This is a genomic window from Mesorhizobium sp. B2-1-1, from assembly GCF_006442975.2.
In the GTDB taxonomy this organism is placed as follows: domain Bacteria; phylum Pseudomonadota; class Alphaproteobacteria; order Rhizobiales; family Rhizobiaceae; genus Mesorhizobium.
In genome coordinates, this window is the sequence record NZ_CP083954.1 from 66,035 (window position 1) to 90,638 (window position 24,604).

General features: G+C 63.1%; 23 protein-coding genes, 1 tRNA gene and 1 pseudogene. 18 read left to right on the forward strand and 7 right to left on the reverse strand.

The window, feature by feature from the left end:
* Positions 1-864, reverse strand: coding sequence for a prephenate dehydratase (locus FJ972_RS00335; protein ID WP_140496876.1), 864 nt, complete (start codon positions 862-864; stop codon positions 1-3).
* 35 nt (positions 865-899) lie between these two features.
* The gene (locus tag FJ972_RS00340; RefSeq protein ID WP_140523806.1) at positions 900-1,628 is read right to left on the reverse strand and encodes a 3-deoxy-manno-octulosonate cytidylyltransferase; all 729 of its coding nucleotides are present in this window, start codon (positions 1,626-1,628) and stop codon (positions 900-902) included.
* A 192-nt stretch (positions 1,629-1,820) separates the two neighbouring features.
* Between FJ972_RS00340 and FJ972_RS00345 the strand changes: the two genes are divergently transcribed.
* The 7 genes from FJ972_RS00345 to FJ972_RS00375 all read left to right on the forward strand — a co-directional run bounded on the left by FJ972_RS00345 (position 1,821) and on the right by FJ972_RS00375 (position 11,497).
* On the forward strand, positions 1,821-2,522 hold the full coding sequence (locus FJ972_RS00345) for a c-type cytochrome (protein WP_140496880.1): 702 nt from the start codon (positions 1,821-1,823) through the stop codon (positions 2,520-2,522).
* 165 nt (positions 2,523-2,687) lie between these two features.
* Complete coding sequence (locus FJ972_RS00350; protein WP_140523803.1) at positions 2,688-4,565, forward strand: extracellular solute-binding protein; 1,878 nt, start codon at positions 2,688-2,690, stop codon at positions 4,563-4,565.
* Positions 4,565-6,433 carry an extracellular solute-binding protein gene (locus FJ972_RS00355; protein WP_140523801.1) on the forward strand — a complete coding sequence of 623 codons (1,869 nt, stop codon included), beginning with the start codon at positions 4,565-4,567 and terminating at the stop codon, positions 6,431-6,433. Before FJ972_RS00350 ends, FJ972_RS00355 begins: the two co-directional genes overlap by 1 nt.
* A gap of 168 nt (positions 6,434-6,601) precedes the next feature.
* A complete protein-coding gene (locus tag FJ972_RS00360; protein WP_140496886.1) occupies positions 6,602-7,696 on the forward strand; it encodes a microcin C ABC transporter permease YejB in 1,095 nt (364 codons plus the stop codon).
* Entirely contained in the window at positions 7,696-8,841 is a 1,146-nt protein-coding gene (locus FJ972_RS00365) for an ABC transporter permease (RefSeq protein WP_140523799.1), read from the forward strand. The genes FJ972_RS00360 and FJ972_RS00365 overlap by 1 nt, the downstream gene beginning before the upstream one ends.
* Positions 8,838-10,469, forward strand: coding sequence for an ABC transporter ATP-binding protein (locus FJ972_RS00370; protein ID WP_140523796.1), 1,632 nt, complete (start codon positions 8,838-8,840; stop codon positions 10,467-10,469). The genes FJ972_RS00365 and FJ972_RS00370 overlap by 4 nt, the downstream gene beginning before the upstream one ends.
* Before the next feature lie 86 nt (positions 10,470-10,555).
* Positions 10,556-11,497: a 2-hydroxyacid dehydrogenase gene (locus FJ972_RS00375; RefSeq protein ID WP_140496893.1), complete on the forward strand. Its 942-nt coding sequence runs from the start codon at positions 10,556-10,558 to the stop codon at positions 11,495-11,497.
* A 43-nt stretch (positions 11,498-11,540) separates the two neighbouring features.
* On the opposite strand, the gene FJ972_RS00380 is transcribed toward FJ972_RS00375, so the two are convergent.
* Complete coding sequence (locus FJ972_RS00380) at positions 11,541-11,900, reverse strand: hypothetical protein (RefSeq protein WP_140513098.1); 360 nt, start codon at positions 11,898-11,900, stop codon at positions 11,541-11,543.
* Positions 11,901-12,086: 186 nt separating this feature from the next.
* On the opposite strand from FJ972_RS00380, the gene FJ972_RS00385 reads away from it, so the two are divergent.
* Together FJ972_RS00385 and FJ972_RS00390 are read left to right on the forward strand one after the other, a co-directional pair.
* A complete protein-coding gene (locus FJ972_RS00385; RefSeq protein WP_140523790.1) occupies positions 12,087-13,097 on the forward strand; it encodes a ligase-associated DNA damage response exonuclease in 1,011 nt (336 codons plus the stop codon).
* Positions 13,098-13,101: 4 nt separating this feature from the next.
* Positions 13,102-14,703, forward strand: a complete 1,602-nt coding sequence (locus tag FJ972_RS00390; RefSeq protein WP_140523788.1) for a cisplatin damage response ATP-dependent DNA ligase — start codon at positions 13,102-13,104, stop codon at positions 14,701-14,703.
* A gap of 24 nt (positions 14,704-14,727) precedes the next feature.
* Here FJ972_RS00390 and FJ972_RS00395 read toward each other — a convergent pair whose 3' ends face one another.
* Positions 14,728-15,879, reverse strand: coding sequence for a hypothetical protein (locus FJ972_RS00395; protein WP_140496901.1), 1,152 nt, complete (start codon positions 15,877-15,879; stop codon positions 14,728-14,730).
* A 363-nt stretch (positions 15,880-16,242) separates the two neighbouring features.
* On the opposite strand from FJ972_RS00395, the gene FJ972_RS00400 reads away from it, so the two are divergent.
* Positions 16,243-16,318, forward strand: a tRNA-Thr gene (locus FJ972_RS00400).
* A 27-nt stretch (positions 16,319-16,345) separates the two neighbouring features.
* Here the strand turns inward: FJ972_RS00400 and FJ972_RS00405 are convergent.
* From FJ972_RS00405 to FJ972_RS00420, 3 genes are all read right to left on the reverse strand, one after another.
* Complete coding sequence (locus tag FJ972_RS00405) at positions 16,346-16,960, reverse strand: hypothetical protein (protein WP_224646608.1); 615 nt, start codon at positions 16,958-16,960, stop codon at positions 16,346-16,348.
* A gap of 80 nt (positions 16,961-17,040) precedes the next feature.
* Positions 17,041-17,649: a hypothetical protein gene (locus tag FJ972_RS00410; RefSeq protein WP_224684932.1), complete on the reverse strand. Its 609-nt coding sequence runs from the start codon at positions 17,647-17,649 to the stop codon at positions 17,041-17,043.
* Between the two features lie 389 nt (positions 17,650-18,038).
* Positions 18,039-18,860, reverse strand: coding sequence for a membrane-anchored protein (locus FJ972_RS00420; RefSeq protein ID WP_224671420.1), 822 nt, complete (start codon positions 18,858-18,860; stop codon positions 18,039-18,041).
* Positions 18,861-19,403: 543 nt separating this feature from the next.
* Here FJ972_RS00420 and FJ972_RS00425 point away from each other — a divergent pair.
* The 8 genes and pseudogenes from FJ972_RS00425 (at position 19,404) to FJ972_RS00460 (ending at position 24,596) form a co-directional block, all read left to right on the forward strand.
* Positions 19,404-19,592 carry a YodC family protein gene (locus FJ972_RS00425; RefSeq protein ID WP_140496939.1) on the forward strand — a complete coding sequence of 63 codons (189 nt, stop codon included), beginning with the start codon at positions 19,404-19,406 and terminating at the stop codon, positions 19,590-19,592.
* A gap of 304 nt (positions 19,593-19,896) precedes the next feature.
* Positions 19,897-20,340 carry an EF-hand domain-containing protein gene (locus FJ972_RS00430; RefSeq protein ID WP_140523783.1) on the forward strand — a complete coding sequence of 148 codons (444 nt, stop codon included), beginning with the start codon at positions 19,897-19,899 and terminating at the stop codon, positions 20,338-20,340.
* A 44-nt stretch (positions 20,341-20,384) separates the two neighbouring features.
* The gene (locus FJ972_RS00435) at positions 20,385-20,927 is read left to right on the forward strand and encodes an RNA polymerase sigma factor (RefSeq protein WP_140524064.1); all 543 of its coding nucleotides are present in this window, start codon (positions 20,385-20,387) and stop codon (positions 20,925-20,927) included.
* Positions 20,928-21,058: 131 nt separating this feature from the next.
* Entirely contained in the window at positions 21,059-21,508 is a 450-nt protein-coding gene (locus tag FJ972_RS00440; RefSeq protein ID WP_140513086.1) for a hypothetical protein, read from the forward strand.
* Positions 21,505-21,954 carry a periplasmic heavy metal sensor gene (locus FJ972_RS00445; RefSeq protein ID WP_140523780.1) on the forward strand — a complete coding sequence of 150 codons (450 nt, stop codon included), beginning with the start codon at positions 21,505-21,507 and terminating at the stop codon, positions 21,952-21,954. The genes FJ972_RS00440 and FJ972_RS00445 overlap by 4 nt, the downstream gene beginning before the upstream one ends.
* A 107-nt stretch (positions 21,955-22,061) precedes the next feature.
* Positions 22,062-22,358, forward strand: coding sequence for a GCG_CRPN prefix-to-repeats domain-containing protein (locus FJ972_RS00450; RefSeq protein WP_140496949.1), 297 nt, complete (start codon positions 22,062-22,064; stop codon positions 22,356-22,358).
* A gap of 169 nt (positions 22,359-22,527) precedes the next feature.
* Positions 22,528-22,761, forward strand: a pseudogene (locus FJ972_RS00455) (hypothetical protein); the annotation flags it as partial.
* 95 nt (positions 22,762-22,856) lie between these two features.
* The gene (locus tag FJ972_RS00460; RefSeq protein ID WP_226880467.1) at positions 22,857-24,596 is read left to right on the forward strand and encodes a sulfatase-like hydrolase/transferase; all 1,740 of its coding nucleotides are present in this window, start codon (positions 22,857-22,859) and stop codon (positions 24,594-24,596) included.
* Positions 24,597-24,604: the final 8 nt, after the last annotated feature.

Here is a 24,604-nt window from a genome sequence, read left to right on the forward strand (position 1 = left end):
TCAATCCGCTACCTTCCACTGCTCGCGTGACTCACTTGCCGGATAGACGCCGAGGATCCGCACTTCGCGCGAGAAGAAGCGAAGCTCGTCCAGCGCCAGCTTGACCAGCGGATCGTCGGGGTGGCCCTCGATGTCGGCGTAGAACAGTGTCGCCGTGAAGGCGCCGAGCTGGTAGCTCTCGAGCTTGGTCATGTTGATGCCGTTGGTGGCGAAACCGCCCATCGCCTTGTAGAGGGCGGCCGGCACGTTGCGGACGCGGAAGATGAACGTCGTCATCATCTTGGCGTCAGGCGACGGGCGTTCGGCCCACTGCTTGTTCTTGGTCAGGACGACGAAGCGCGTGACGTTGGAATCGGTGTCCTCGACATTCTCCTCGATGATGTCTAGGCCGTAGAGCGTTGCGGCCAATGCCGGGGACAGGGCGGCCATGGTGCGGTCCTTGACCTCGGAGACCATCTTGGCCGCGCCCGCCGTGTCGCCGGCGACAACCGCCTTCCAGCCATTTTTGCGGACGTATTTGCGGCACTGGCCGAGCGCATGGATGTGGCTGTGCACGGTTTTGATCTCGTCACGCCTCACACCTGGCAGCACCATCAGCTGGAAATGGATGGGCAGGAAATATTCGCCGACGATGTGCAGCCTCGATTCCGGCAGCAGATGGTGAATGTCGGCGACGCGCCCGGCGATGGTGTTCTCGATCGGGATCATGGCGAGATCGGCCTTGCCGGTCTCGACCGCATTGAACGCGTCCTCGAAGGTCGGGCACGGCAGCGGCTGCATCGAGGGATAGACGTTACGGCAGGCGGTGTCGGAATTGGCGCCGGGCTCGCCCTGGAAGGATATTCTGTTGGTCTTTTCAGGCATGGCCAATTCTCGTTGAAGGGGTGTCGGTTCGGCGCTCAGTTTGAAAGGATCGTTCTGGCCCGTTCCAGGTCTTGCGGCGTGTCGACGCCGAGCGGCAGCGACCGCACGATCTCGGCGTCGATGCGCATGCCGGCTTCCAGCGCCCGCAACTGCTCCAGCCGCTCGCGGCGTTCAAGCGGCGACGGCTTGAGCGCCACGAAGCGCTCGAGCGCCGAGCGGCGATAGGCATAGAGGCCGATGTGATGATAGAGAGCGCCCTCGCCCCAGGGCGCGGTGGCGCGGGTGAAATAAAGCGCCCTCAGCCTGGTGGCCGACAATGGCGAGCCAACGATCTTGACCACGTTGGGATTGGTCTTTTCCTCGTCGCGCTCGATCTCGACGCCGAGCGTGGCGATGTCCACCGCCCTGTCCTCGAACGGCCTGAGCGAGGCCACGATGATCGCGGGATCGATGGTCGGCAGGTCACCCTGCACATTGACGATGGTTTCGACCTTGTTTGCCGGATCCAGCACCGTCAGGGCCTCGAATATCCGGTCCGAACCCGATTCGTGGTCCGAGCGCGTCATCACCGCCTCGAAACCATGCGCGCGCACCGCTTCGGCCACGCCTTGCGTGTCGGTCGCCACCACCACACGGCCAAGCCCGGCCTCGGCGGCGCGGCGCGCGACATGGACGATCATCGGGGCGCCGGCAATGTCGGCCAGCGGCTTGCCCGGGAGCCGGGTCGAGGCCATGCGGGCGGGGATCAGGATCAAGGTGGACATCGGTTTGGCGGGCGTTCGAAACGAGGAGGGGAAAGTGGCAAAAGGTCTCACTGGAAGCGCCCTTATAGGTGTTGCAACGCCGGAGCAAAAGACCTAGTTTCCGCGCGATTTGACCGGCTCTGGAGGGCAGGTCTCGATACCGACGGACGGAGTGGACGGATCGGTCCGCCGGATAAAGGGAGCAAGGGGCGTATGGATTCCAACGAAGTCAACAAGCTGCTCGCCGGATTGCTCGGAACCGTTTTCGTGGTGTTCTCGGTCGGCATCGTGTCGGACGCGCTGTTTGCCTCGCCCGCTCCGGAAAAGCCCGGCTTCGCCATCGAGGCCGCCGAGCCCGCCGAGGGCGGCCCCGCCGCTCCGGCAGCCGCCGAAAAGCCGATCGCGGATCTTCTGGCCAACGCAAGTGCCGAACAGGGCGCTGCCATCTTCAAGAAATGCCAGGCCTGCCACTCCGGCGAGAAGGGCGGCCCCAACAAGGTCGGCCCGGATTTGTGGGATCTCATCGACCGCCCGGTCGCCGAGCATGAGGGCTTCGCCTATTCGGCCGGCATGAAGGAGTTTTCCAAGGGCGGCACAGAGAAGTGGACCTACGACAACATCAACCACTTCATCACCTCGCCGAAAAAATTCGTGAAAGGCACGGCGATGGGCTTTGCCGGCCTGCCGAAGGAAGAAGACCGCGCCAACGTCATCGCCTATCTGCGCACGCTGTCGGACAATCCCAAGCCGCTGCCCGCCCCGGGCGCTGCCGCCGATGCATCCGCCCCCGCCAAGCCCGCCGAAGGGGCCGCACCGGCCAAGCCGGCCGAAGGCGCAGCTCCTGCCAAGCCAGCGGCGCCTGCGGCTCCCGCCGCACCAGCTCCGGCCGCCCCGGCACCGGCGCCTGCTCAATAAACCGGATCTCGTCTTGACGACCTTGAAAAAGCCGGGTTCAGCCCGGCTTTTTCGTTAGGAAAACCGCATATGCGGCGACAAAGCCGCGCATGGCGGTTTTCACGCGCGGCAAATCATCTAGATTGCCTTTCTGGATGATGGCACGCATCGCGAAGAGGACAGTGGATGACGCTTGGCCGAGTGCTTCTCAAATCGTTGCTGGCGGCGGCCCTGCTGGCCGCGGGGTTGCAGGCGGCCCTGGCCGATGAATGGCGCACCACCTCATCGCTGATCGGCGAATCCAAATATGGCGACAATTTCCAGCACTATGACTACGTCAATCCCAACGCGCCCAAAGGCGGCACGCTGAATTCGGTGGTACTGGGCACGTTCGACAGCTTCAATCCCTATATCGTGCAGGGTTCACCGGCCGCCGGCCTGGTCGGGTTCGGCGGCGGCCTGCTCTACGACACGCTGATGGAGCAGGCGACCGACGAAGGCAGTGTCAGTCATCCGCTGATCGCCGACGCCTACAAATACCCGGCCGACTTTTCCTCGGCGACTTACCGGCTCGACCCCCGCGCGAAGTGGCATGACGGCCAGCCTATCACCGTCGACGACGTGATCTGGTCATTCCAGGTGCTGAAGGCCAACAGCCCGATGTACAGCCGCTATTTCGAGAACGTCACGGATGCCGTGGCCGTCTCGGATCGCGAAGTCGAGTTTCATTTCAGCCAGAAGGGCAACCGCGAGCTGCCTAAAATCCTGGGTGACCTCGCCGTGCTGCCGAAACACTGGTGGGAAGGCACGGATGCCAACGGCAAGAAGCGCAACGTCACCAGGCCGACGCTGGAGCCGCCGCTCGGCTCCGCCGCCTACAAGATCGCAAGCTTCAAGCCTGGCTCGGAAATCGTCTGGCAGCGCGTGCCGGACTATTGGGGTGCCAAGCTGCCGGTGAAGGTCGGCCGCGAGAATTTCGACAGGCAGCGTTTCACCTACATCCTTGATGACAATGCCGCCTGGCAGGCCTTCACCAAGGGCGGACTTGACGACATCAAACCGGAAAACAGTTCGAAGCGCTGGAAGACATTCTATGATTTCCCGGCGGTCAAGGCCGGCGATGTCATCAAGCAGGAATTCAAGACCACCTCGCCAGAGCCGATGCAGGCTTTTATGCTCAACCAGAGGCGCCCGCTGTTCCAGGACCGCCTGGTGCGGGCCGCGCTGACCTATCCTTTCGACTTCGAGACGATGAACCGTACGCTGTTCTACGGGTTCAACACCCGCACCAGCAGCTATTTCCAGGGAACTGAACTGGCCTCCAGCGGCTTGCCGCAAGGCAAGGAGCTGGAAATTCTGGAACAGTATCGCGACAAGCTGCCGCCCGAGCTGTTCACCCAGGAATTCAAGCTGCCGGTCTACGATTCGCCGCAGGCCGAGCGGAAATACCTGAAGCAGGCAGTCGACCTCTTCGCCAAGGCTGGATGGGTGATCAAGGGCGGCAAGATGGTCAATGCCAAGACCGGCGAGCCGTTCAAGTTCGAGATACTCGGCTGGAACGACACCGACCAGGTCATCTCCAGCCCCTATATCGCCAATCTGCGCAAGATCGGCGTCGACGCCACGTTGCGCATCATCGACCAGACCCAGTACGTCAACCGCGTCAACAATTTCGACTACGATGTCATTATCGGGCAACTCGGCCAGTCGGAATCGCCTGGCAATGAGCAGCGCGACTTCTGGAGTTCCAGGGCAGCCGACCGACCGGGGTCGCGCAACTACGCCGGCATCAAGAACCCGGTCGTCGATGCCCTGGTCGACCGCATCATCTTCGCCACCGACCGCGACGATCTGGTTGCCGCCACCCATGCGCTCGACCGCGTGCTGCTGTGGAACTACTACGTCGTGCCGCAGTACTATCGAGCCGTGGTCTGGCTGGCTTACTGGAACAAATTCGGCATTCCCGCCAAACAGCCGAGCTATATCGGCGCCGACCAGAATTCCTGGTGGATCGATCCGGAGAAGGAAAAGGCGCTGGCGGCCAAATACAAGGGCAACAATTGATGGCGGTGCTGCCCCGTCGCGATTTCCTGGGCCTGGGCAGTGCCGCCGCTGTCGCCGCCCTGTTGCCCGGAAAAGCCTTTGCCAATATTGCGACCGGCACCAAACTGCACGGCCTGTCCGCCTACGGCGACCTCAAATACAAACCGGATTTCACGCATTTCGACTACGTCAATCCGGATGCACCCAAGGGCGGCCAGATGAATTTCGCGCCGCCGAACGCCACGCTCAACCAAAGCTTCCTGACCTTCAACACGTTGAATTCCCTGGTATTGAAAGGAGATGCGCCGCCGCGCACCGAACTCTGTTTCGATTCCTTGATGGCAAGCGCGCTCGACGAGCCGGATGCGGTCTACGGCCTGCTTGCCGAGTCCGTCACCTTGTCGCAAGACCGCAACGGCTTCCGCTTCGCGCTGCGACCGCAAGCGCGTTTCCACGACGGCTCGCCGCTAACCGCCGAAGACGTCGTCTTCGCGTTGAAGCTTTACAAAGAGCAAGGGCATCCGAACCTTTCCCAGGCGTTGCGGTATATGACCGACGCGGTCGCCGAGGATCCACTCACCCTCAACCTTACCTTCAACGGCGAACAGTCCGCGCAAAACATCCTCAGGATCGTGGCGATGCCGATCGTGTCCAAGGCCTTTTATGCGGTCAATGATTTCAATGCCTCGACGATGACGCCGCCGCTCGGCTCGGGACCATACAAAATGGGGCGAGTGGCCGCGGGACAGACAGTCGAATATGAGCGCGTGCCCGACTATTGGGGCCGCGACCTCCCGGTGAATCGCGGCCAGTATAATTTCGACCGTATCCGCATCGACTTCTATCTCGACCGGCAGGCGGCGTTCGAAGCCTTCAAGAAGGGTGACACGCATTTTCGCGAGGAGTTTACCGCGCGGGTCTGGGCGACCGGCTACGATTTTCCGGCGCTCAAGGACGGCAAGGTCGTCAAACGGGAATTTCCCGGCGAGAAGACGCCAGACATGCAGGGCGTCGCACTGAACCAGCGTCGTGCGCAATTCCGCGATGAGCGGGTGCGACGGGCGATCGCCCGGTGTTTCGATTTCGAATGGATGAAGCGGGCGTTGTTTTATGGCTCTTACGAGCGCTCTCAATCGAACTTCGAACGGTCGGATTACAAGGCCGAAGGCTTGCCCTCGCCTGAGGAACTGGTCCTGCTGGAGCCATTCCGGGCCGAGTTGCCACCGGAGGTTTTTGGCGAAGCCGTGACGCAGCCTCTGTCCGACGGGTCAGGCCATGATCGCAAGCTGCTGGGCGAGGCTTCGAGATTGCTCGCGCAAGCCGGCTGGAAGCGGGCGGGCAATTTCGTCGTCAACGACAAGGGCGAGCGGCTGCGGGTGGAAATGCTGACGGAGGATGACGGCATCGTTCGCATCTACACCCCATGGTCCGAGAATATGAAGGCGATCGGGATCGACGCTTCGATCCGGCAGGTCGATTCGGCGCAATATGAACAGCGGCAGAGCGATTTCGACTTCGATCTTACCGTGCTGCATTGGTCGATCGGGGCGACGCCGACTGATGACAGCCTGGAGATGCTCTATGATTCTCGAATGGCGAAAATCCCGGGGCAGCGCAACTACCCCGGAACAGAAAGCAAGGCCATCGACGCGTTGATCGTGGCAGCCGGCAAGGCGCGAAGCCGGTCCGAACTCGTCACCGCGCTCAGAGCGCTCGATCGGGTCTTGCGCGCGCGGCTGGACTGGATTCCAACATACTATCTGGCGAATCACCGCGTCGCCTATTGGGACATGTTCGGCTTCGTCGAGCAAAAGCCTGATTTCGGCTTTCCGGTCGAGACGCTGTGGTGGTTCGACAAGGGCAAGGCGGCAAAAATTGGCAAAGGCTGAATTTCTTGCGGGCGTAAGCACCGCCCCTCACCTGCCTGCCCGTCCTCCGCAGCAGCTGCGCCGCAGCTGCGGAGGGTGGACCGGCATCCTCTGCCCGTATAGTGACGGGGAAAGAGGCGCGTTCATCGACGGTTTCGCCAATCACATGCGTCGGGAGGGCACCATCTGATGGGCGCCTATATCCTGCGCCGCATCCTTTTGATGATTCCGACCCTGTTCGGCATCATGGCGATCTCGTTCGCCGTCATTCAGTTTGCCCCCGGCGGCCCGGTCGAGCAGGTCATCGCCAAGCTGACGAACCAGGGCGGCAGCGATCGTCTGGGCGGTGGCGGCGGCGATGCGGGCGGTGGTAATTTCGATGCCGCCGGCGACGTCGGTTCAAAATATCGCGGCGCGCAGGGGCTCGATCCGGAATTCATCAAGAAGCTGGAGAAGCAGTTCGGCTTCGACAAGCCGCCGCTCGAGCGCTTCGGCCTGATGCTGTGGAATTATATCCGGTTCGATTTCGGCGACAGTTATTTCCGCGACATTTCGGTGCTCAACCTGATCCTGGAAAAAATGCCGGTGTCGATCTCGATCGGGCTGTGGATCACGCTCCTGTCCTACCTGATCTCGATCCCGCTCGGCATCCGCAAGGCGGTGAAGGACGGCAGCCCCTTCGACATCTGGACCAGCGGCGTCGTCATCGTCGGCTATGCCATTCCGGGTTTCCTGTTCGGCATCATGCTGATGGTGCTGTTTGCCGGTGGTTCGTTCTGGGACTGGTTCCCGCTGCGCGGCATCGTCTCGGACAATTGGGACCAGTTGTCATGGCCGGCCAAGATCGGGGACTATCTCTGGCACATGACCTTGCCGCTGACGGCGCTGGTGCTGTCGGCCTTCGCCACGACGACGCTGCTGACCAAGAATTCCTTCCTGGAGGAAATCCGCAAGCAGTATGTGGTGACCGCCCGCGCCAAGGGCCTCTCGGAACGGCAGGTGCTCTATGGCCATGTCTTCCGCAACGCCATGCTGATCGTCATCGCCGGTTTTCCCGGCGCCTTCATCTCGGCCTTCTTCACCGGTTCGCTGCTGATCGAAAACATCTTCTCGCTCGATGGGCTCGGCCTGCTCGGCTTCCGGTCGGTGGTCGAACGCGACTATCCCGTGGTGTTCGCCAACCTCTACATCTTCTCGCTTCTCGGCCTGTTCGTCGGATTGCTGTCCGACCTCATCTACACCTGGGTCGATCCGCGCATCGATTTCGAGCGGAGAGACGTTTGATGTCGGAGGCAAGTGTTACCGCCGGGGTCGTGCCGGAGCGGATGCCGCGGCCGTTTCTGTCGCCGCTCAACAAGCGCCGCCTGCAGAACTTCAAGGCCAACCGGCGCGGCTACTGGTCGCTGTGGATCTTCCTTGTCCTGTTCGTGCTGTCGCTGTTCGCCGAATTCATCGCCAACGACAAGCCGATCATCGCCTCCTACAAGGGCGAGATCCTGTTTCCGGTGCTGGTCGCCTATCCCGAAGAGAAGTTCGGCGGCTTCTATGCCGTCACCGACTATCGCGACCCGGTGATCCAGGACGAGATCAACGCCAATGGCTGGATGATCTGGCCGCCGATCCGCTATTCATACCAGACCGTCAACAACGCCATTCCCGAAGCAGCCCCGGCCAAGCCGTCCTGGCAGTATGACGCCAAGACGCGCTGCAACCAGTACCCGCAAGGGCCTGCTGATCCGGCCTGCAGCGTCGGTAACTGGAACTGGCTGGGCACCGACGACCAGGCGCGCGACGTGCTGGCGCGGGTCATCTACGGTTTCCGTATCTCGGTGCTGTTCGGACTGATCCTGACCGCCGGCTCGGCTCTGATCGGCGTCGCGGCCGGCGCCCTACAGGGCTATTTCGGCGGCTGGACGGACCTGCTGTTCCAGCGCTTCATCGAGATATGGTCGGCTATCCCCGTGCTCTATCTCCTGCTTATCGTCGCCGCCATACTGCCGCCGGGCTTCTTCATCCTGCTCGGGCTGATGCTGCTGTTTTCCTGGGTGGCGTTGGTCGGCGTGGTGCGGGCCGAATTCCTGCGCGCGCGCAATTTCGAGTACGTCAACGCGGCGCGCGCGCTCGGCGTGCGCAACCGCACCATCATGTTCCGGCACCTGTTGCCCAACGCCATGGTGGCGACACTGACCTTCCTGCCGTTCCTGCTCTCAGGCTCGATCTCGACGCTGACCTCGCTAGACTATCTCGGTTTCGGCCTGCCGCCGGGCTCGGCCTCGCTTGGGGAATTGCTCAAGCAGGCGCAGCGCAATCTCAACGCGCCGTGGCTCGGCATTTCCGGCTTCGTCGTCATCTCGCTGATGCTGTCGCTGCTGGTCTTCGTCGGCGAAGCGACACGCGACGCCTTCGATCCGCGCAAGACGTTCCGATGAGCGAGCCCCCCCTGCTCTCGGTCCGGGACCTCAGCGTCGCCTTTGCGCAAGGCGGACAGCAGTCGCTGGCCGTCGATCACATCTCCTTCGACATCGCCAAGGGCGAGACGGTGGCGCTGGTCGGCGAATCCGGCTCCGGCAAATCGGTCTCGGCGCTGTCGGTGCTGAAGCTCTTGCCCTATCCCAGCGCCAGCCACCCCTCGGGCAGGATCCTGTTCCAGGGCGCCGACCTGCTCGCCATGAACGAGAAGCAGCTGCGGCAGGTGCGCGGCAATAAGATCACCATGATCTTCCAGGAGCCGATGACCTCGCTCAATCCGCTGCACACGATCGAGCAGCAGATCGTCGAGATCCTGAAGCTGCACCAGGGCATGGCGGACCGCGCGGCCAAGGCGCGCACGCTGGCCCTGCTCAACGAGGTCGGCATCCGCGAGCCGCAGAAGCGCCTCGACGCCTATCCGCACCAGCTGTCCGGCGGTCAGCGCCAGCGCGTCATGATCGCCATGGCGCTGGCCAACGAGCCGGAACTCCTGATCGCCGACGAGCCGACGACGGCGCTCGACGTCACCGTGCAGGCGCAGATCCTCGAGCTGCTGGCCGGCTTGAAAAGCCGCAAGGGCATGTCGATGCTGTTCATCACCCATGATCTCGGCATCGTGCGCAAGATCGCCGACCGGGTGTGCGTGATGACCAAGGGCAAGATCGTCGAGATGGGGCCTACCAAGGACATCTTCGCCAATCCGCAGCACGCCTATACGCGCCATCTTCTGGCGGCCGAGCCCAAGGGCAAGCCACCCGCGGCCAACAGCGCCGCGGCACCCGTGATGACCGGCAAGGACATCAAAGTCTGGTTTCCGGTCAAGCAGGGCTTCTTCCGGCGCACCGTCGACCATGTGAAGGCGGTCGACGGCATCGACGTCACCGTGCGGGCCGGCCAGACGCTGGGCGTGGTCGGAGAGTCCGGGTCGGGCAAGACCACGCTCGGCCTGGCGCTGGCGCGGATGATCTCGTCAAGCGGAACCATCCAGTTCAACGGGCGCGACATCAACCAGCTCTCGTTCAACGCCATGCGCCCGCTCAGGCGCGAATTGCAGATCGTCTTCCAGGATCCTTTCGGCTCGCTGAGCCCCCGCATGTCCATCGCCGAGATCATCGAAGAAGGCTTGAAGATCCACGAGCCGAAGCTGTCGCTCGACGAGCGCGACGACAAGGTGGTCGACGTGCTGAAGGAAGTCGGGCTCGACCCGGCGACGCGCAACCGCTATCCGCACGAATTCTCCGGCGGCCAGCGCCAGCGCGTCGCCATTGCTCGCGCCATGGTGCTCAACCCGCGTTTCGTCATGCTGGACGAGCCGACCTCGGCGCTCGACATGAGCGTGCAGGCGCAGGTCGTCGACCTCCTGCGCAGCCTGCAGGCCAAGCATGACCTCGCCTATCTCTTCATCAGCCACGACCTCAAGGTCATCCGGGCCCTGGCCAACGATGTCATCGTCATGCGCAATGGCCAGATCGTCGAAGCCGGTCCTTCCGAACAGATTTTTGAAAAGCCGCAAACCGACTATACTCGGGCGCTGATCTCGGCCGCCTTCAAGATAGAAACCGCCCCGACGGGGGTCGTCAGCGAGTGACTCCTTCCTTCGCAATTCCGGACGGAAAGCCGCCTTGCGCCTTTCCCGCAATTGCTCCAAACCGAACAACAGGACAAAATCCATAAATGGAAAAAGGCAAAATCCTGCTTGCCGTCACCGGCTTTCACCCGCAGCGCTGGCGCGAACTGCTGTCCGCAGAGCGCGAGGTGGTGCTCGAGCCGGACGGCGCCAGCGATCCTTCGATCACCTATGCGGTGGTGTGGAAACAGCGGCCGAACCTGTTGGGGTCGCTGCCCAATCTGCGCGCCATCTTCTCGATCGGCGCCGGTGTCGACCACATCTTCTCCGATCCCAGCCTGCCGGACGTGCCGATCGTCAAGGTCGTCGCCGGCAACCTGGCCCAGCACATGACCGAATATGTCGTCTGGCGGGTGCTCGATCATCACCGCCAGGGCCTGCTGTACCGGTCGCAGCAGCCGAAGAAGATATGGCGCGAGCCGGCGCAGCGCACCGCTGAAGATATCTCTGTCGGCATCATGGGGCTCGGCAGTCTCGGCCGCGCGGCGGCGTCGGCGCTGCTGTCGCTCGGCTTCGCGGTCAATGGCTGGTCGCGCACGGACCGGCCGATGGAAGGTGTCGCGACCTATTGCGGCGAGGCCGGGCTTATCCCGTTCCTCAATGCCACAGACATACTGGTCGTGCTGCTGCCGCTGACGCCGGATACCAAGGGTATCATCAATTACGGCGTGCTGAAGGAATTGCGCAAGCGCAACGGTCTTGGCGGCTCGGTGCTGATCAATGCCGGTCGCGGCCGCCTGCAGAAGGATGCCGACATCGTGCGCGCGCTGGACGACGGCACGCTGAAGGAAGCGAGCCTCGACGTGTTCGAGGTCGAACCGCTGCCGAAGACCAGCCCGCTATGGGCCCATCCGAAAGTGTTCGTGACGCCGCATGCCGCGGCCACGTCCGATCCCGTCCACCTGGCGCCGATCATGCTGCGCCAGATGGACGCCTTCGAGCGGGGCGAAAAGCTGGAGAACCTGGTGGACCGCAAAGCGGGATATTAGGCCGCTGGCATGTGGTCATCGGGATCGCCTTAGGCGACCTGCGTCAGCCGGGCAGAGCGAACTTCTTCTGCTTGTCCGGCTTGCCGCAATCGCGGCGCTCGATAGACCGGTTCATGGCGTCGATCTCGCCGCTTGCCTTGTCGGCATCGCGCTTGGTCTTGGAGCGGATATCCGGAATGAACGGGCCGAAGCCCATCGCGGGGTTGGAGAATGTCGGCTTGGCCTGCTGGGACAGATTGTATTGCCGAGCCAGGGCGTTGCGTTGCGCCAGCAACTGGCCGCAAGGCACGCTGTCATATTGCAGTGAAGACTGGACGTTTTCGTCCTGGCGCTCGGACATGGAGTTGCCGACACAGCCCGCCATAACGAGGCAAGAGGCCAAGGCCATCATGTTCCAGCGCATGGAAAATCCCTCCGTACGACACTGCCCCGACATAATCCGGCATGCGATTGGGGCTTTTTCGCAGCAGAGGCACCCACAGGCCTCAGACCGCGTCGCCTGACTGCTGCCCGGCGCTTGGCTGTAGGCCGAGTCAGCAGTCTCTTGCAACAGGCTTCCCGCGCCCGAATTAGCCACTATCTTGGAACAATGCGCGCCAGCGACCTGCTCCATCCCCGGCCCGAGGGCCTTTACTGCCCGCCGGGCGACTTCTTCATCGACCCGGTGCGGCCGGTCAACCGGGCGCTGATCACGCACGGCCATTCCGACCACGCACGCTCCGGCCACGGGTCGGTGCTGGCGACGCAGCAGACGCTGGACATCATGGAGCTTCGCTATGGCGAGGGTTTTGCAGGCACGACACAGACGGCAGGACTGGGCGAGCGAATTGCCCTCAACGGCGTCGACATCAGCTTTCATCCGGCCGGCCATGTGCTGGGCTCGGCGCAGATCGCGGTCGTGCATCAGGGCATGCGCATCGTCGCCTCCGGCGACTACAAGCGGCAGCAGGACGCGACATGCCTGCCGTTCGAGCCAATCGCGTGCGATGTGTTCATCACCGAGGCAACCTTCGGCCTGCCGGTGTTTCGCCACCCGCCGGACGAGGAGGAGATCGCGCGGCTCCTGAAATCGGCGGCGCAGTTCCCCGAACGCTCGCATCTCATCGGAGCCTACGCGCTGGGCAAGGCGCAACGGGTGATGCGTCTGTTGCGCGACGCCGGCTACGACAGGCCGATCTATATCCACGGCGCGCTGGCCAAGCTCAGCGACTATTACCAGAGCCAGGGCATCGATCTCGGCACGCTGGAGCCGGCGACAGTGGAGAGCGCCAGCAAGGATGATTTCACCGGCGCCATCGTCGTCGGTCCGCCGGCCGCCTTCGCCGATCGCTGGGCGAGGCGCTTTCCCGATCCGATCTCCTGCTTCGCCTCGGGCTGGATGCGCATCCGCCAGCGCGCCAAGCAGGGCGGCGTCGAGCTGCCGCTGATCATTTCGGATCATGCCGACTGGGACGAACTGACCGCCACGATCAAGGAGACCGGCGCAGAGGAAATCTGGGTGACACACGGCCGCGAGGAGGCGCTGGTGCGCTGGTGCGAACTCGAAGGCATCGCGGCGCGGCCACTGCATCTGGTGGGGTATGAGGACGAGGGCGATTGATGGCATGAATCGCTTCGCCGAACTGCTCGACCGCCTTGTGCTGACGCCGTCGCGCAACGGCAAGCTGACGCTGCTGACCGATTATTTCCGCAGCGTCGAGGATCCCGATCGCGGGCTGGCGCTGGCTGCCATCACCGGCGACCTCAACATCGCCGCGATCAAGCCGGCGATGCTGCGCACCCTGGTGACCGAACGCATGGATCCGGTGCTGTTCGGCTATTCCTACGACTATGTCGGCGATCTCGCCGAGACCGTGTCGCTGGTCTGGCCGCAGACGCCCGGAACCATACCGAACCGTGAGCCGACGCTCGGTGAGGTGGTCGCGAAGCTGCAGGCGGCGAGCCGCTCCGACGGCCCGAAAGTGCTGTCAAACCTGCTCGACAGTGCCGGCATCTCGGCCCGCTTCGCCATCATCAAGCTGGTCACCGGCGGGTTGCGCATCGGGGTGTCGGCGCGGCTGGCCAAGCAGGCACTGGCGGATTTCGGCAAGGTCGACGTCGCCGAGATCGAGGAACTCTGGCACGGGCTGTCGCCGCCGTACACAGCCTTGTTCGCATGGCTGGAAGGCAAGGCCGCAAAGCCCGAGAGGGCCGCGCGGGCACTGTTCCGGCCGGTGATGCTGTCCAACCCGGTCGGCGACGGCGATCTCGACAGGCTCGACCCCGCCGATTACGTGGCCGAGTGGAAATGGGACGGCATCCGCGTCCAGGCGGTGTCGGAAGGCGGCATCCGCCGGCTCTATTCGCGCACCGGCGACGATGTCTCCGGCGCCTTTCCCGACCTCGCCGAGGCGATGGTTTTCTCGGCCACGCTCGACGGGGAATTGCTGGTCGGCGATCCCCGGGAAGCGACAGGGACATTCTCGGATCTCCAGCAGCGGTTGAACCGCAAGACGGTGTCACTGAAGATGCAGCAGCAATATCCGGCTTTCATGCGTTGCTACGACCTTTTGCAGGTCGGCGCGGAGGATTTGCGGGGATTGCCCTTCCGGGAGCGGCGCGTCCGCCTCGAAAACTTCGTGAAAACGCTCGACCCGAGCCGCTTCGATCTTTCGCCATTCGTCGCGTTCTCGGACTGGCAGGCGCTGGAGGAACTGCGCCGGGCGCCGCCGCACCCGATCATCGAAGGCGTGATGCTGAAGCGCTGGGATTCGCCCTATGTCGCCGGCCGGCCGAAGGGGCCCTGGTTCAAATGGAAACGTGACCCGCACACGGTGGACGCCGTGCTCATGTACGCCCAGCGCGGCCACGGCAAGCGCTCGAGCTTCTACTCCGATTACACGTTCGGCGTCTGGTCCGGAGCGGAAGGCGAGGAGGAACTGGTGCCGGTCGGCAAGGCCTATTTCGGCTTCACCGACGAGGAATTGAGGCAGATCGACAAATATGTCCGCGACAACACGATCGAGCGTTTCGGGCCTGTGCGCTCGGTGCGCGCCGACCGTGACAACGGGCTGGTGCTGGAAGTCGCCTTCGAAGGGCTCAACCGTTCGACGCGTCACAAATCCGGCGTTGCCATGCGCTTTCCCCGCATCTCGCGGCTGCGCTGGGACAAGCCCGCCAACGAGGCCGACCACATCGAGACGCTGCAGGCGCTGCTCGATCGTTGATCGCACCCTCTCCGGTGCCGGCGCTCAAGGCTCGACGGAGACGCGGATCTCGTAAATGTTGACCGCCTTGCCCTGCTTGTCGAAATCGGAGTTGATGGCGATCGTTCCGGCCGAGCCGGGCCGCTTGTCGGGGAATTTCACGTCGAAGAGATATTCGTTGCGCTGCTGGCCGACCGCATAGCGTTTGCGGCCGCAATCACCAAGCTCGCCGAAATTGCAGTCGACCGAGATCTGCGTGTCCTTGCCGTCCTCGGCGCGGGCGACGATATCGAACACGGCGTGCTTGCCGGCGAGCTTCTCCAGCACGCCTTGCCCGACATCGAAGCTGATCGCCGAACCGGAAGCGCCGGACTGGATGCGCAGGAATGGCCCGGAATCGTCCTTCATCGTTTCCGCCTTGGCGTCCGACGGAGCGCTGACATGCGCCGGGTCGGTGGGCGAAAACACGTTGATCCAGTTGCGCGCCTGATCGGCAGCGCCGGGCTTTTCCGGCCCGGTCTCGCCATCCGCCGGCGTGAAATCGTCGTCCTCGACGGTCGGCGGCGCTTCGGGCGGCGCGGTGTCGAGCTGAGCCTGGGTCTTGAAGACGCCGGTCTGCATGGCGAAAAACAGGCCGATGCCGACCGCGGCGAGCAGCGTCACGGTGAGGAAGATGGCGGTCAGCGGCAGGCGCCGGCCCCTGATGCGCCTCTCGTCGCGATCGGGCGCCACTTCAGCCGTGGCTTCGGACGAAGCGGGAGCCGACATGTCGATGGACGGCACGCCGGAAAGGGTCGCGTCGGGCATGATGTCTGGAACGACCGGCAAGACGCGCGAGCGCGGGGCATCGGCAGCCGGCTGTGCAGGCTCGTCGACGGAAACTGCGGGCGGCGCCGCGCTCTCGCCGGTTGCGGCGGGTGCAGCCGGGCTCGCCGGAAGCTCGACCGCCGGTGCATCGGACTCAGCCTGGGGAGCGACATCCGGCACCGCCGGCAGGAATTCGGATTCGATTTCGGTGATCTTGGCCTGTATCGCCTTGCGGCGCTTGATGGCGACTTCCACCGTCACGCCGGGATTGGCCTGGAGCGCGCGGTCGAGCGCGGCGAAAGCCGAGCGATAGACCTTTTCGCGGTATGCGCGGTCCTCGGCATTGCCTCTTTCGAGGGCGTTCCGGATCGCTTTTTCGATTGCGTCCAAGCGAGATCCCTCTGTGCGTTGCCCAAACCTCGCCATGATCGTTAGCCGCAGCCGACCAATCAATCAACGGGCGAGCGTCCGCATTCTGCCTCGTTGGAGTGTCCAAAGTCCATCTTGGCGGTATTCCGGCAACGAAATCAACATGCTTCATTGATCTTTGCCGGCAGGGAGGCACGGGGCCAGGCGCAATGTCCCGGCCGATCGGTAAGGGCGTGGCAGCCGGCTTTGTCGGCGATGCGTCGGGGCGGAACGACGCGCAACACGAATTGCCGGGCCGCATCCTGAATTCGCGATCGCCCATCTTGAATTCGCCGTCGGTTGAGTCTATCACCCAGCCCATCTTGGAGGCCTAACGCTTCCCGGGCCGCTTTAGCTCAGTTGGTAGAGCACATCATTCGTAATGATGGGGTCGCGTGTTCGAGTCACGCAAGCGGCACCACTTCCCCAGCCACTGCTGCCGTTGCCATCATGGCATCTGCCCCTGCCACAAGGGTAATCCACTTTCGGCAGCGAAGTCTTTGTCCTCCGCGTAGATCGGTTCGCCTCTTCTCACCACCCGCCGAAGCAGGGCCGCATCTTCGTTGGCGTGATATCGAAAGGCGTTTCGGGTGTCGTATCCGTGCCCGGCCTGGGACAGGGAAAACCCGCTGACGACGACAGGGGCAAAGCCGGCGAAACGCGCCAGTATGATCGCGAAGGCTCCAGTGGAGATCTTCCGGTGCCAGCCGCGGAACATATGATATTTGCCGCTAAGCTGCCAGACGACGTTGGCAAGCTGCCATTTGGTAAGCGCCTGCAAGGTCTCATAATGATAGTCGAAGGTGCGACAACCGGCTTTCAGCTTGTCCTCGACATCAGGCCAAACCGGGATGATCAGGTGCTTTGCCTGCCGTCCTCTCAACAAATCACGCTTGTAGAAATCCTGTTCGCTGGCGTCGACAAAAATGCCGCGGCGGATCACGGCAATATCGGGAACGGGGAGGCCGACGGTTTCCGCCAAAAGCTGGGAAGCATTGACGGTCACAAGTGCCCAATCGGCATCATGTCCCTGCGGGAGGCGAAAATTCGGCGCCGAGCCCATCACCAAGGCGGGACCCGTGGCCCTGGGCAGGCGAAGAATTGGCTTTGAGAAGGCTGGCAAGAGATCCGAAAGCGGAGTTTTCATCCGGGAATCTGAACCGCCTGTTCCTCAAACGCGCGCAGGATGCTCTCTTCCCGGCTCCACAATTCGTCCCATTGCGTGGTGCCGGACCAACCCGCAAACCAAGGGCCGCCGAGCGTATAATGCGCCAGCGAGACATCGGCGGGATCGAGTTCGGAAGCCGAAGCCCCGACGAGGTAGTTCCACGCCAGGGGCAATTCGCCGATCTCATGGTCCTCAAGCCATTTGAAGGCGTGGAGGTCACGTCCGGGCCACGTATTGAGCATCTCCTTGGTCAGCCGCTTGTTGGCGGGATGATCCAGATTCCATAAAACGACCGACGACCAGTTCTTGCGGCGATAGAACGTCTGCGTTTGTCCGTCCATCTTGACCGCTTCGGATTCGCGTTGCTGGTGCTTGACCGCCATGATCGCGTAGGAAGGATCGAGCAGATCGAGCAGTTTGACCGGATCCTTCAGAAACAGGACGTCGCAATCGCAGAACATGGCCCAGCCGCTTTGCCCCATGAACGGAACGGCAAAGCGCGATATGGCAAACTCGGTCGCCATCGGCGCCTCGGAAATCGGGCACCAGAGCTTACCGTCACGTACTTCCATCGGTCGCGTCATGATTCCTTGGGCTACAAGGTCCTTGAGCACGAGCGGCTGTATCTGCAACGGGGTGCTTGTCCGCCGATAGGCGCTCCATCGCGCCACGTCTAGAACTCGGGATTCGCGCGGATCATAGCCAATGTAGATTGGTATCATGTGGCAGTTCTGTAATCTGATGTGAATTTAGACGAATCTAGCATGGCAGCACTGCACGCGGAAGACCAGAAGCACATTCGCAATGCCGTGTGTCCGGGTTGCCACGAGCGTTTCATCTCTGAAGGTGTCGATGGTGTTTTTGCGCGACAAGAGCCAAGCAACCGGCATCGCGCCTCTTGACGACGGACCTGTCGAGCGGGTCGTCGCACTCACATTTGAGACAGCTCACCAGCAAGCCACATCGACCGTTGTTATTGGACCTCACATCTCCTGGCCTGGCCCGTCCAGAGTGGCAGACCGAGCGAGTCCGCCACGTGCGGATCGCTCGTATAAAGGGGGAAACCGAGCGCCAACAGCGCCAGCAGGGTGGCACGGTCGGAACCGACGTGCATCCGGTCGATGTTCAGTTTGTTGTACACATGGCCGTGCGAACCTGGGTCAATACCCGTGATGATCACGGCCGGCGCGCCGTTATGCAAGGCGTAAAGGACCGCCGTGATCCCGGTCGAGAACTTCTCCTCCAGATGCATCTCGAAATTGGGCACACCCATCACTGCTTCGTAGAGCGCCATGCGCTGGTGACGGGTCATCGTGCGCAGGTCGCGACAGCGGTAGTTGAAGGCCGCGATGTTGCAGCGCAATTCCTCCATCGTGCGGTGTGCACGCACAATCCAGAGCAGATCGGTCTCCTGGCCGGTCAAGACGGCGCGCACGGCCACAGCGTTGGGCTTGGTCGCGTCAAGTTGGTTGACGTAAAGAAATGTCGCGTCAGGAGTACCCATCCCCCAGCGGGCAGTCACGGTCTGCGAGCCATTCACGGTAAAGAGTGTGAAAGCATCGCGCTGAAAACCCACCGGCGGGTTCGAGACCGGCGCGGAGCCCACGACGAGGACCGGCTTTGTAAGCGGCACAGGGTGCCGTGGCGCCTGGGGGTGCAGCAGGCGATATAACAGTTTCCGCTTAACCACGAGAAGCGGGTGATCGAACAAGCGCTTGCGCAGCGGCTTCTGTGCATCGGGATTCGCTGCGCTATGCTCTGCAATCTCCAGAGCGATCCCCTTGGCCTTCGCCAAACCGGCCTCCTCTCAATGCTTTCCCGGGCATGTACTCCCCCCTGCCAGCCGGCGTTGATCAGCGGCTTGATCGTTGGGGCAGGCAGCAACCATAACGTGACGAATCATTTCCTCTGGCGCTCTGATGGGAACCCTTCGCTTTTCCCCAAGCGCTTCAAGCCTCTCTCACTCAATGTCGCAACTCTACTGTATTCGGCACGAGACTGCATGCGGGTTGCTGTTGTTTGTTGCTTCTGATCACGGTTCGATAGAACTCCGTCCGAAACTCATGGTGCCAGATCGGCAGCATCGCCGAAGCGATAGCCGCGCTCAATACTCAGCAGAGGATCAATCTCCACCAGCCGAACAGGAATTTCAACATCCAATTTCGACAACAAACGGCAAGACACATTGCTGCAACTGCGACCGAATCTGCAACTGCGACCGAGACCCGACCTCAAAACGCCGCCTGGCACTGTGGATCGCGATGCTGGCCGAATGCATCCGCCATTGTCGAGACCGAGGTTTGATGTGAAACTCCCGGCGTCAGCATGGGAGGTCAAAATGCCCAACAGTTTCAAGACCGGAGACGTCGTCAAGCTGAAGTCCGGAGGCCCGAAGATGACGATAAGCGACGGTGCCGCCTCCGGCACATATATGTGCCATTGGTTCAACCGCGAGGGCGATGTATGGACCCCGCAGCATGCCGGCTTCAAGCCGGACCAGCTGGTGGTGGCGGACCAATCGACATAGAGCGGTTCACCGCTTCGCGGAAGCGGCGAAACGCTCTATCTCTTTGTTTTTACGCAATTCCATAGGGAAGCGCTACGCGCTTTTCCAGGGGAAACCGTACACACTTTTCTTGGAATTGCTCTAGTTCCTGCCCTTCGGCTGAAGGGTTCGAACATGGCGCAAGCAGCGCCCGATCGGGCGCGTTGTTGCGGCATGCGCCTGCCGGCACAAAAGTCACCGACGGATTTCTACCGCCGCTGCGTTTAACGGGAGAAGCGTCGCCACGGCACAATGCCATGGCAGCGCGCTAACCGGAGACGCCAGCATGATACGCCGTTCGATCCTTGCCGCTGCCTTGAGCCTGCTGACCGCCACGGCGTTCGCCCAGACGGCGACACAGCCTCCGGCCGCGACGTCCCCTTCTGCACCGCCTCCCGCTGCCGCGCCAGCCGCGTCAAAGACCAGGCCCGACATCACGCTGGCCAAATTCCAGAAGCGGCGTGAGAAGGCGATCATGGCCGCCGACACGGATGGCGACGGCAAGATCAGCCTGCGGGAATGGGAGGCCCTCCAGGCAAAGCGCGGCACCAAGGGCGACCCGACACAGTCCTTCGCGCGCGCCGACTCGAACCATGACGGCTTCATCGACCGCGCCGAACTCGATGCCTTCTTCGCCGAGCGCTTCGCCAGGTTGGACAAGAATGGCGACGGCGTTCTGAGCGTCGACGAAATGCCGGGCCACAAAACCGCTCCCAAGACGGAGCAATGAACGGGGGTAATGGCACGCGATGAGCATCAGGGGTGCGCCAGCCGATGAGCGCGGATCCGGACGAGGAGCTGGTTCGCCGTATCGGCGCCGGCGATCCGGCGGCCGTGCAAACGCTCGTCGCGCGCAAACTGCCGCGTATCCTGGCGCTTGCCGTGCGCATGCTGGGCGACGCGGCGGAAGCCGAGGATGTCGCGCAGGAGACCTTCGTCCGAATCTGGCGGCATGCCTCGGGCTGGCGGCGCGGCAATGCCCGCTTCGACACCTGGATCCACCGGGTGACGCTGAACCTTTGCTACGACCGGCTGCGCCGCCGCCGCGAATGGGTGACAGACGATCTGCCGGAGGTGGTAGACCCGGCGCCGCTTCCGGATACCCAGCCGCGGGAAGACACGTGGCGCGTCGAACAGGCCTTGCGAGCCATCGCGCCGCGGCAGCGCGAAGCCATCATCCTGGTCTACTATCAGGACATGTCGAACATCGAGGCGGCCACGACCCTGGAGATCAGCGTCGATGCCCTGGAGAGCCTACTTTCGCGCGGGCGCAGGGCGCTGCAGGCGATCCTGGCCAGGGACGGTGTCCATGAATGAGAACCGCGCCGCCATGAAAGCGCAGCGTTCGCGCCTTGCCGACACCGCCTGGCAGCCGGCTCCGATGATCGCAGCGCCGTGCGGGCACGCGATGCCAGCGGGCAAGGGGCCAACAGGCAAGGGAAAGACCGATGTCTGACCGATCCAGGGACGCACCGACGATGGATGCCGAACGCTTTGCCGCGCTGGCGTCAGCCTATGGCGGCGACTTGCGGCGATGGCCACAGGCCGAACGCGCGGCGGGCAGCATCCTTGCCGCAAGCGACGCGGGCGCGGCCATTCTGAGGGATGCCGGCAAGCTCGACGCCCTGCTCGACAGCTATCGCGTCGAAGCGCCCGGCAAAGCGCTGCACGGCGGCATAGTGAGGGCTGCCGACGGTCATCTTGCCCAACGCTGGCGCCAGCGCTTGTGGTGGCTGGGGCTCGGACTTGCCGGCATCGGCCTGGCCGGCGCGGTTGCCGGATCGGCTTTGGTGATCGTCGCCACGCCTGAGGTTCAGCCCGATCAGTATGTGCTGGACGCCAATACGACGGCGTTCGGCGATGCCGGTCCCGACGACACGATCGAGGAAAACCTATGAACACGGGCCGCAAGCTCCTCATCGCGTCCGTGGCGCTGAACGTCTTCCTGGCCGGCGCCCTTGCCGGCGGCGCAGTCTGGCTGAGAAGTGGCAAGGCGGGCCAGGGCTATTCGCTGGAAGCGGTCGGAGGCCGGCTTCCGGACCAGGAACGCAGGATATTCCGCAAGGCGTTGCGTGAGGTCCGGCGCGAATCCCGCCAAGTCATCCTCGACGGCCAGCAGGCCAGGCGCGAGGCCGCCGACCTGCTGCGGCAGCCCACCCTCGACACGGCAGCCCTGACAGCCGCGCTCGAGCGGGCCCGCAACGCCGACGTCACCATGCGCATGCGGCTGGAGCAGCGCATCGTCGAGTTCGCCGCGGCAAGTTCGGCAGAGGATCGCGGCGTTCTGGCTGAGGGGCTGACAAGACGCGCCGGGTTGCCGCCGGCGCCAAAAAAATCGCCATAAGCACCGACGGAATGCGCCGAAGCCGCCGTTTAAGGCAAGAAGGGCACACCTGCCGGACAGCTTGGTGCGAACAGGTTTTCAACTTCGAGACCATTTGGAGTATCGTCATGAACCGTCTGACACAATACGCGGCCGCCGCCGCGCTTGCCTTGACCGGAACGGCCGCGACCGTTGCGGCGGCATCCGCCACGCCGATGCTGGCCCAGCCAAGCGCCCCGGCGCTGATCGAGCATGTGGCATGGGGTTGCGGCCCCGGCTGGCATCCCAACCACTGGGGGCGCTGCGTGCCCAATCGGGGGGTTGTGTATCCGCGTTATTACCGGCCCGGCCCGGTCTTCCACGTCTGGCACCCCCATCCTGTCTGGCACCCACATCGGGTCTGGCACCGCTGGCGTCACTGGTAAGGGTGCGCGGGGGCCAGCCGCTTCACCGGCCTGGCCCCCTCGACCGCAGCAACCGATCCGACCTGAGCGCATCGCGCCGAAAACGGGTTCATGCGCCGCGCTGGGCCTGAACAAGGAGCTGACGTGGCTATCCCGGCCAAAGGCTCCATGCCGCCGGACGCCGCCCTGGTCGGTGGTGCTGCTCGCCGGCGGCGCGATCAAGGGCGGCCGCGTCATAGCCGACTGGCCGGGCCTGAAGCCGGCCCAGCTCTACGAGCAGCGCGACCTGGCGCCGACCAGCGATGTCAGGGCGGTGCTGAAAGGCCTGCTCGCCGACCAGTTCGGGCTTTCGGCGGCGGTGCTCGGCGACAAGGTGTTCCCGGAGTCCGCGGCGATGAAGCCGATGCGCGATCTGGTCGTCTGAATTGCCGTTGCACACGGCGATTAAGGTTAAATTTACTATGGAATTGTTCGAAAGCTGCAAATGACACAAAGCTCCCCCCAAAGGAACGCACAGACATGTTCGTGGGGAAAGCCATATCTCGACTTCAAGGGTCTTTGCGGGCCTTCTGCCATCCGCTGGCGCTGGTGCTGATCAGTCTTGCGGGCGTTTTTGGCGCCGGCCGGGCCGAGCATGAATGGCTGTCGGTGCCGTTCTCGCTGACATTGGTGGCGGCGCTCGCGGGAGCGGTGTTCCTGACATCGGGGCGCCTTGCCTTTTCCGTCTATCTCGCCTGGATGGCCGTTGCCCTGGTGACGCTGATCTCGGCGGTCAAATTCCGGATGAAGGGGTTCTCGCTGCACTTCTACGACACGATCTTCGTGTCCACGGATCCGGGAGTGTATCGCTTCCTGCTCGGCTCCTATCTCCACCTCATCCTGCCTGTCGCCGCGGTGTTGGTGCTTGGCATCGCCGCAGCGATCTTGATCTTTCGCGCCGACCGGAAGCTTGGCTGGCCCGCATCGGCGCGCGCCCTGCTTCTGGCCGTCCTCGTCACGCTGGTGCCGCTGACCTTTCCCGCCGAGGCTTCGAAGGACCGGTACTTCTACTATATGCAGGGCCGGCACATGTCGGCCTTCTTCATCTCACTGGTGGATCTGCGCAACCTGGTCGTCGAGCCGGCGTTCGAGCAGCGGCTGCAGGCCGTCGCGCCACAGCCACCCTTCGCCGACACGGTCGACTGCGGCGACCGGGCAGCGCTTCCCGATATTTTCTTCGTGTTGAGCGAAAGCCAGTCCGATCCAAGCTATTTTCCGCAGATCGCCAGTGGCCCGGGATTCCTGCAGCGATTTGCACCTGCCGCCGGCGAGCCCCGCCCGATGCAGGTCGAGACGTTCGGCGGCGGCACCTGGATCAGCAATTTGTCCTTGATGACCGGGGTTTCGGCCACCGATTTCGGCTGGCGAAGTCCCTATCTGACGATCACGCTACAGGATAAGGTCGCCGGCGCGTTGCCGGAGTTGCTGGCGCGCTGCGGCTATCGAACGGCCGCCATGACGCCGATGGACTTTACCTTCGTCAACGAGGGGCCTTTCTTGAAGTCGATCGGGTTCGAGAACGTCCTCGACATCAAGGATATCGCCGCGCCCTTCTACCATCTGCGCGACAGTTTCTATTACCACGCGGCGGAGGCATTCATCGCCAGGCACCGCCGGGAAGACGGCCGGCCACTGTTCCTCGAAATCCAGACCATGTTTCCGCACTCGCCCTATGAGGGGCGGATGGAGCCGGGATTGAAGATGGAAGGCGAGCCTTTCGCGGACGATTTCCAGGTCGGCGAATATCTGCGCCGCATGGCGATCGCGCGCGGCGACCTTCAGGATTTTCTCAAGCAACGGGAAGCGGAGGCCGGCACGCGCGGCGCCGTGGTGCTCGAATTCGGCGACCACCAGTCCTCGGCGACCAAACCGTTTGTCGATGCGACCGCAGGCAGTGACGCGCTGGCCAAGCTTGACTCGCTCGCCTATCGCACCTTCTACACCCTCACGACGTTCCATCATCCACTGCGTCACCCGATGCCCGATATGACGTCGCTCGATATTGCCTTTCTCAGCGCAAGCCTGCTCGATGCCGCCGGCCTGCCGATGTCACCCGTCATGTCCGATCTGGTGCGGTTGCGTGACCATTGCGGCGGCAGGTTCCATGGCTGTGCTGACCGGGCCGAGGTGGATGCACATCTGCGCCGCCGCGCCGATTCAGGACTGCTGCATCTTTTCCCGCAAGCTGCGCCGCTTCATTCACAAGTCGAAACACGGTGACGGCGCGA

Coding starts and splice junctions, on each gene's coding strand:
- FJ972_RS00335 (WP_140496876.1), bottom strand. CDS start 864: ATGCCTGAAAAGACCAACAGAATATCCTTCCAGGGCGAGCCCGGCGCC.
- FJ972_RS00340 (WP_140523806.1), bottom strand. CDS start 1,628: ATGTCCACCTTGATCCTGATCCCCGCCCGCATGGCCTCGACCCGGCTC.
- FJ972_RS00345 (WP_140496880.1), top strand. CDS start 1,821: ATGGATTCCAACGAAGTCAACAAGCTGCTCGCCGGATTGCTCGGAACC.
- FJ972_RS00350 (WP_140523803.1), top strand. CDS start 2,688: ATGACGCTTGGCCGAGTGCTTCTCAAATCGTTGCTGGCGGCGGCCCTG.
- FJ972_RS00355 (WP_140523801.1), top strand. CDS start 4,565: ATGGCGGTGCTGCCCCGTCGCGATTTCCTGGGCCTGGGCAGTGCCGCC.
- FJ972_RS00360 (WP_140496886.1), top strand. CDS start 6,602: ATGGGCGCCTATATCCTGCGCCGCATCCTTTTGATGATTCCGACCCTG.
- FJ972_RS00365 (WP_140523799.1), top strand. CDS start 7,696: ATGTCGGAGGCAAGTGTTACCGCCGGGGTCGTGCCGGAGCGGATGCCG.
- FJ972_RS00370 (WP_140523796.1), top strand. CDS start 8,838: ATGAGCGAGCCCCCCCTGCTCTCGGTCCGGGACCTCAGCGTCGCCTTT.
- FJ972_RS00375 (WP_140496893.1), top strand. CDS start 10,556: ATGGAAAAAGGCAAAATCCTGCTTGCCGTCACCGGCTTTCACCCGCAG.
- FJ972_RS00380 (WP_140513098.1), bottom strand. CDS start 11,900: ATGCGCTGGAACATGATGGCCTTGGCCTCTTGCCTCGTTATGGCGGGC.
- FJ972_RS00385 (WP_140523790.1), top strand. CDS start 12,087: ATGCGCGCCAGCGACCTGCTCCATCCCCGGCCCGAGGGCCTTTACTGC.
- FJ972_RS00390 (WP_140523788.1), top strand. CDS start 13,102: ATGAATCGCTTCGCCGAACTGCTCGACCGCCTTGTGCTGACGCCGTCG.
- FJ972_RS00405 (WP_224646608.1), bottom strand. CDS start 16,960: ATGGGCTCGGCGCCGAATTTTCGCCTCCCGCAGGGACATGATGCCGAT.
- FJ972_RS00410 (WP_224684932.1), bottom strand. CDS start 17,649: ATGACGCGACCGATGGAAGTACGTGACGGTAAGCTCTGGTGCCCGATT.
- FJ972_RS00425 (WP_140496939.1), top strand. CDS start 19,404: ATGCCCAACAGTTTCAAGACCGGAGACGTCGTCAAGCTGAAGTCCGGA.
- FJ972_RS00430 (WP_140523783.1), top strand. CDS start 19,897: ATGATACGCCGTTCGATCCTTGCCGCTGCCTTGAGCCTGCTGACCGCC.
- FJ972_RS00435 (WP_140524064.1), top strand. CDS start 20,385: ATGAGCGCGGATCCGGACGAGGAGCTGGTTCGCCGTATCGGCGCCGGC.
- FJ972_RS00440 (WP_140513086.1), top strand. CDS start 21,059: ATGTCTGACCGATCCAGGGACGCACCGACGATGGATGCCGAACGCTTT.
- FJ972_RS00445 (WP_140523780.1), top strand. CDS start 21,505: ATGAACACGGGCCGCAAGCTCCTCATCGCGTCCGTGGCGCTGAACGTC.
- FJ972_RS00450 (WP_140496949.1), top strand. CDS start 22,062: ATGAACCGTCTGACACAATACGCGGCCGCCGCCGCGCTTGCCTTGACC.
- FJ972_RS00460 (WP_226880467.1), top strand. CDS start 22,857: ATGTTCGTGGGGAAAGCCATATCTCGACTTCAAGGGTCTTTGCGGGCC.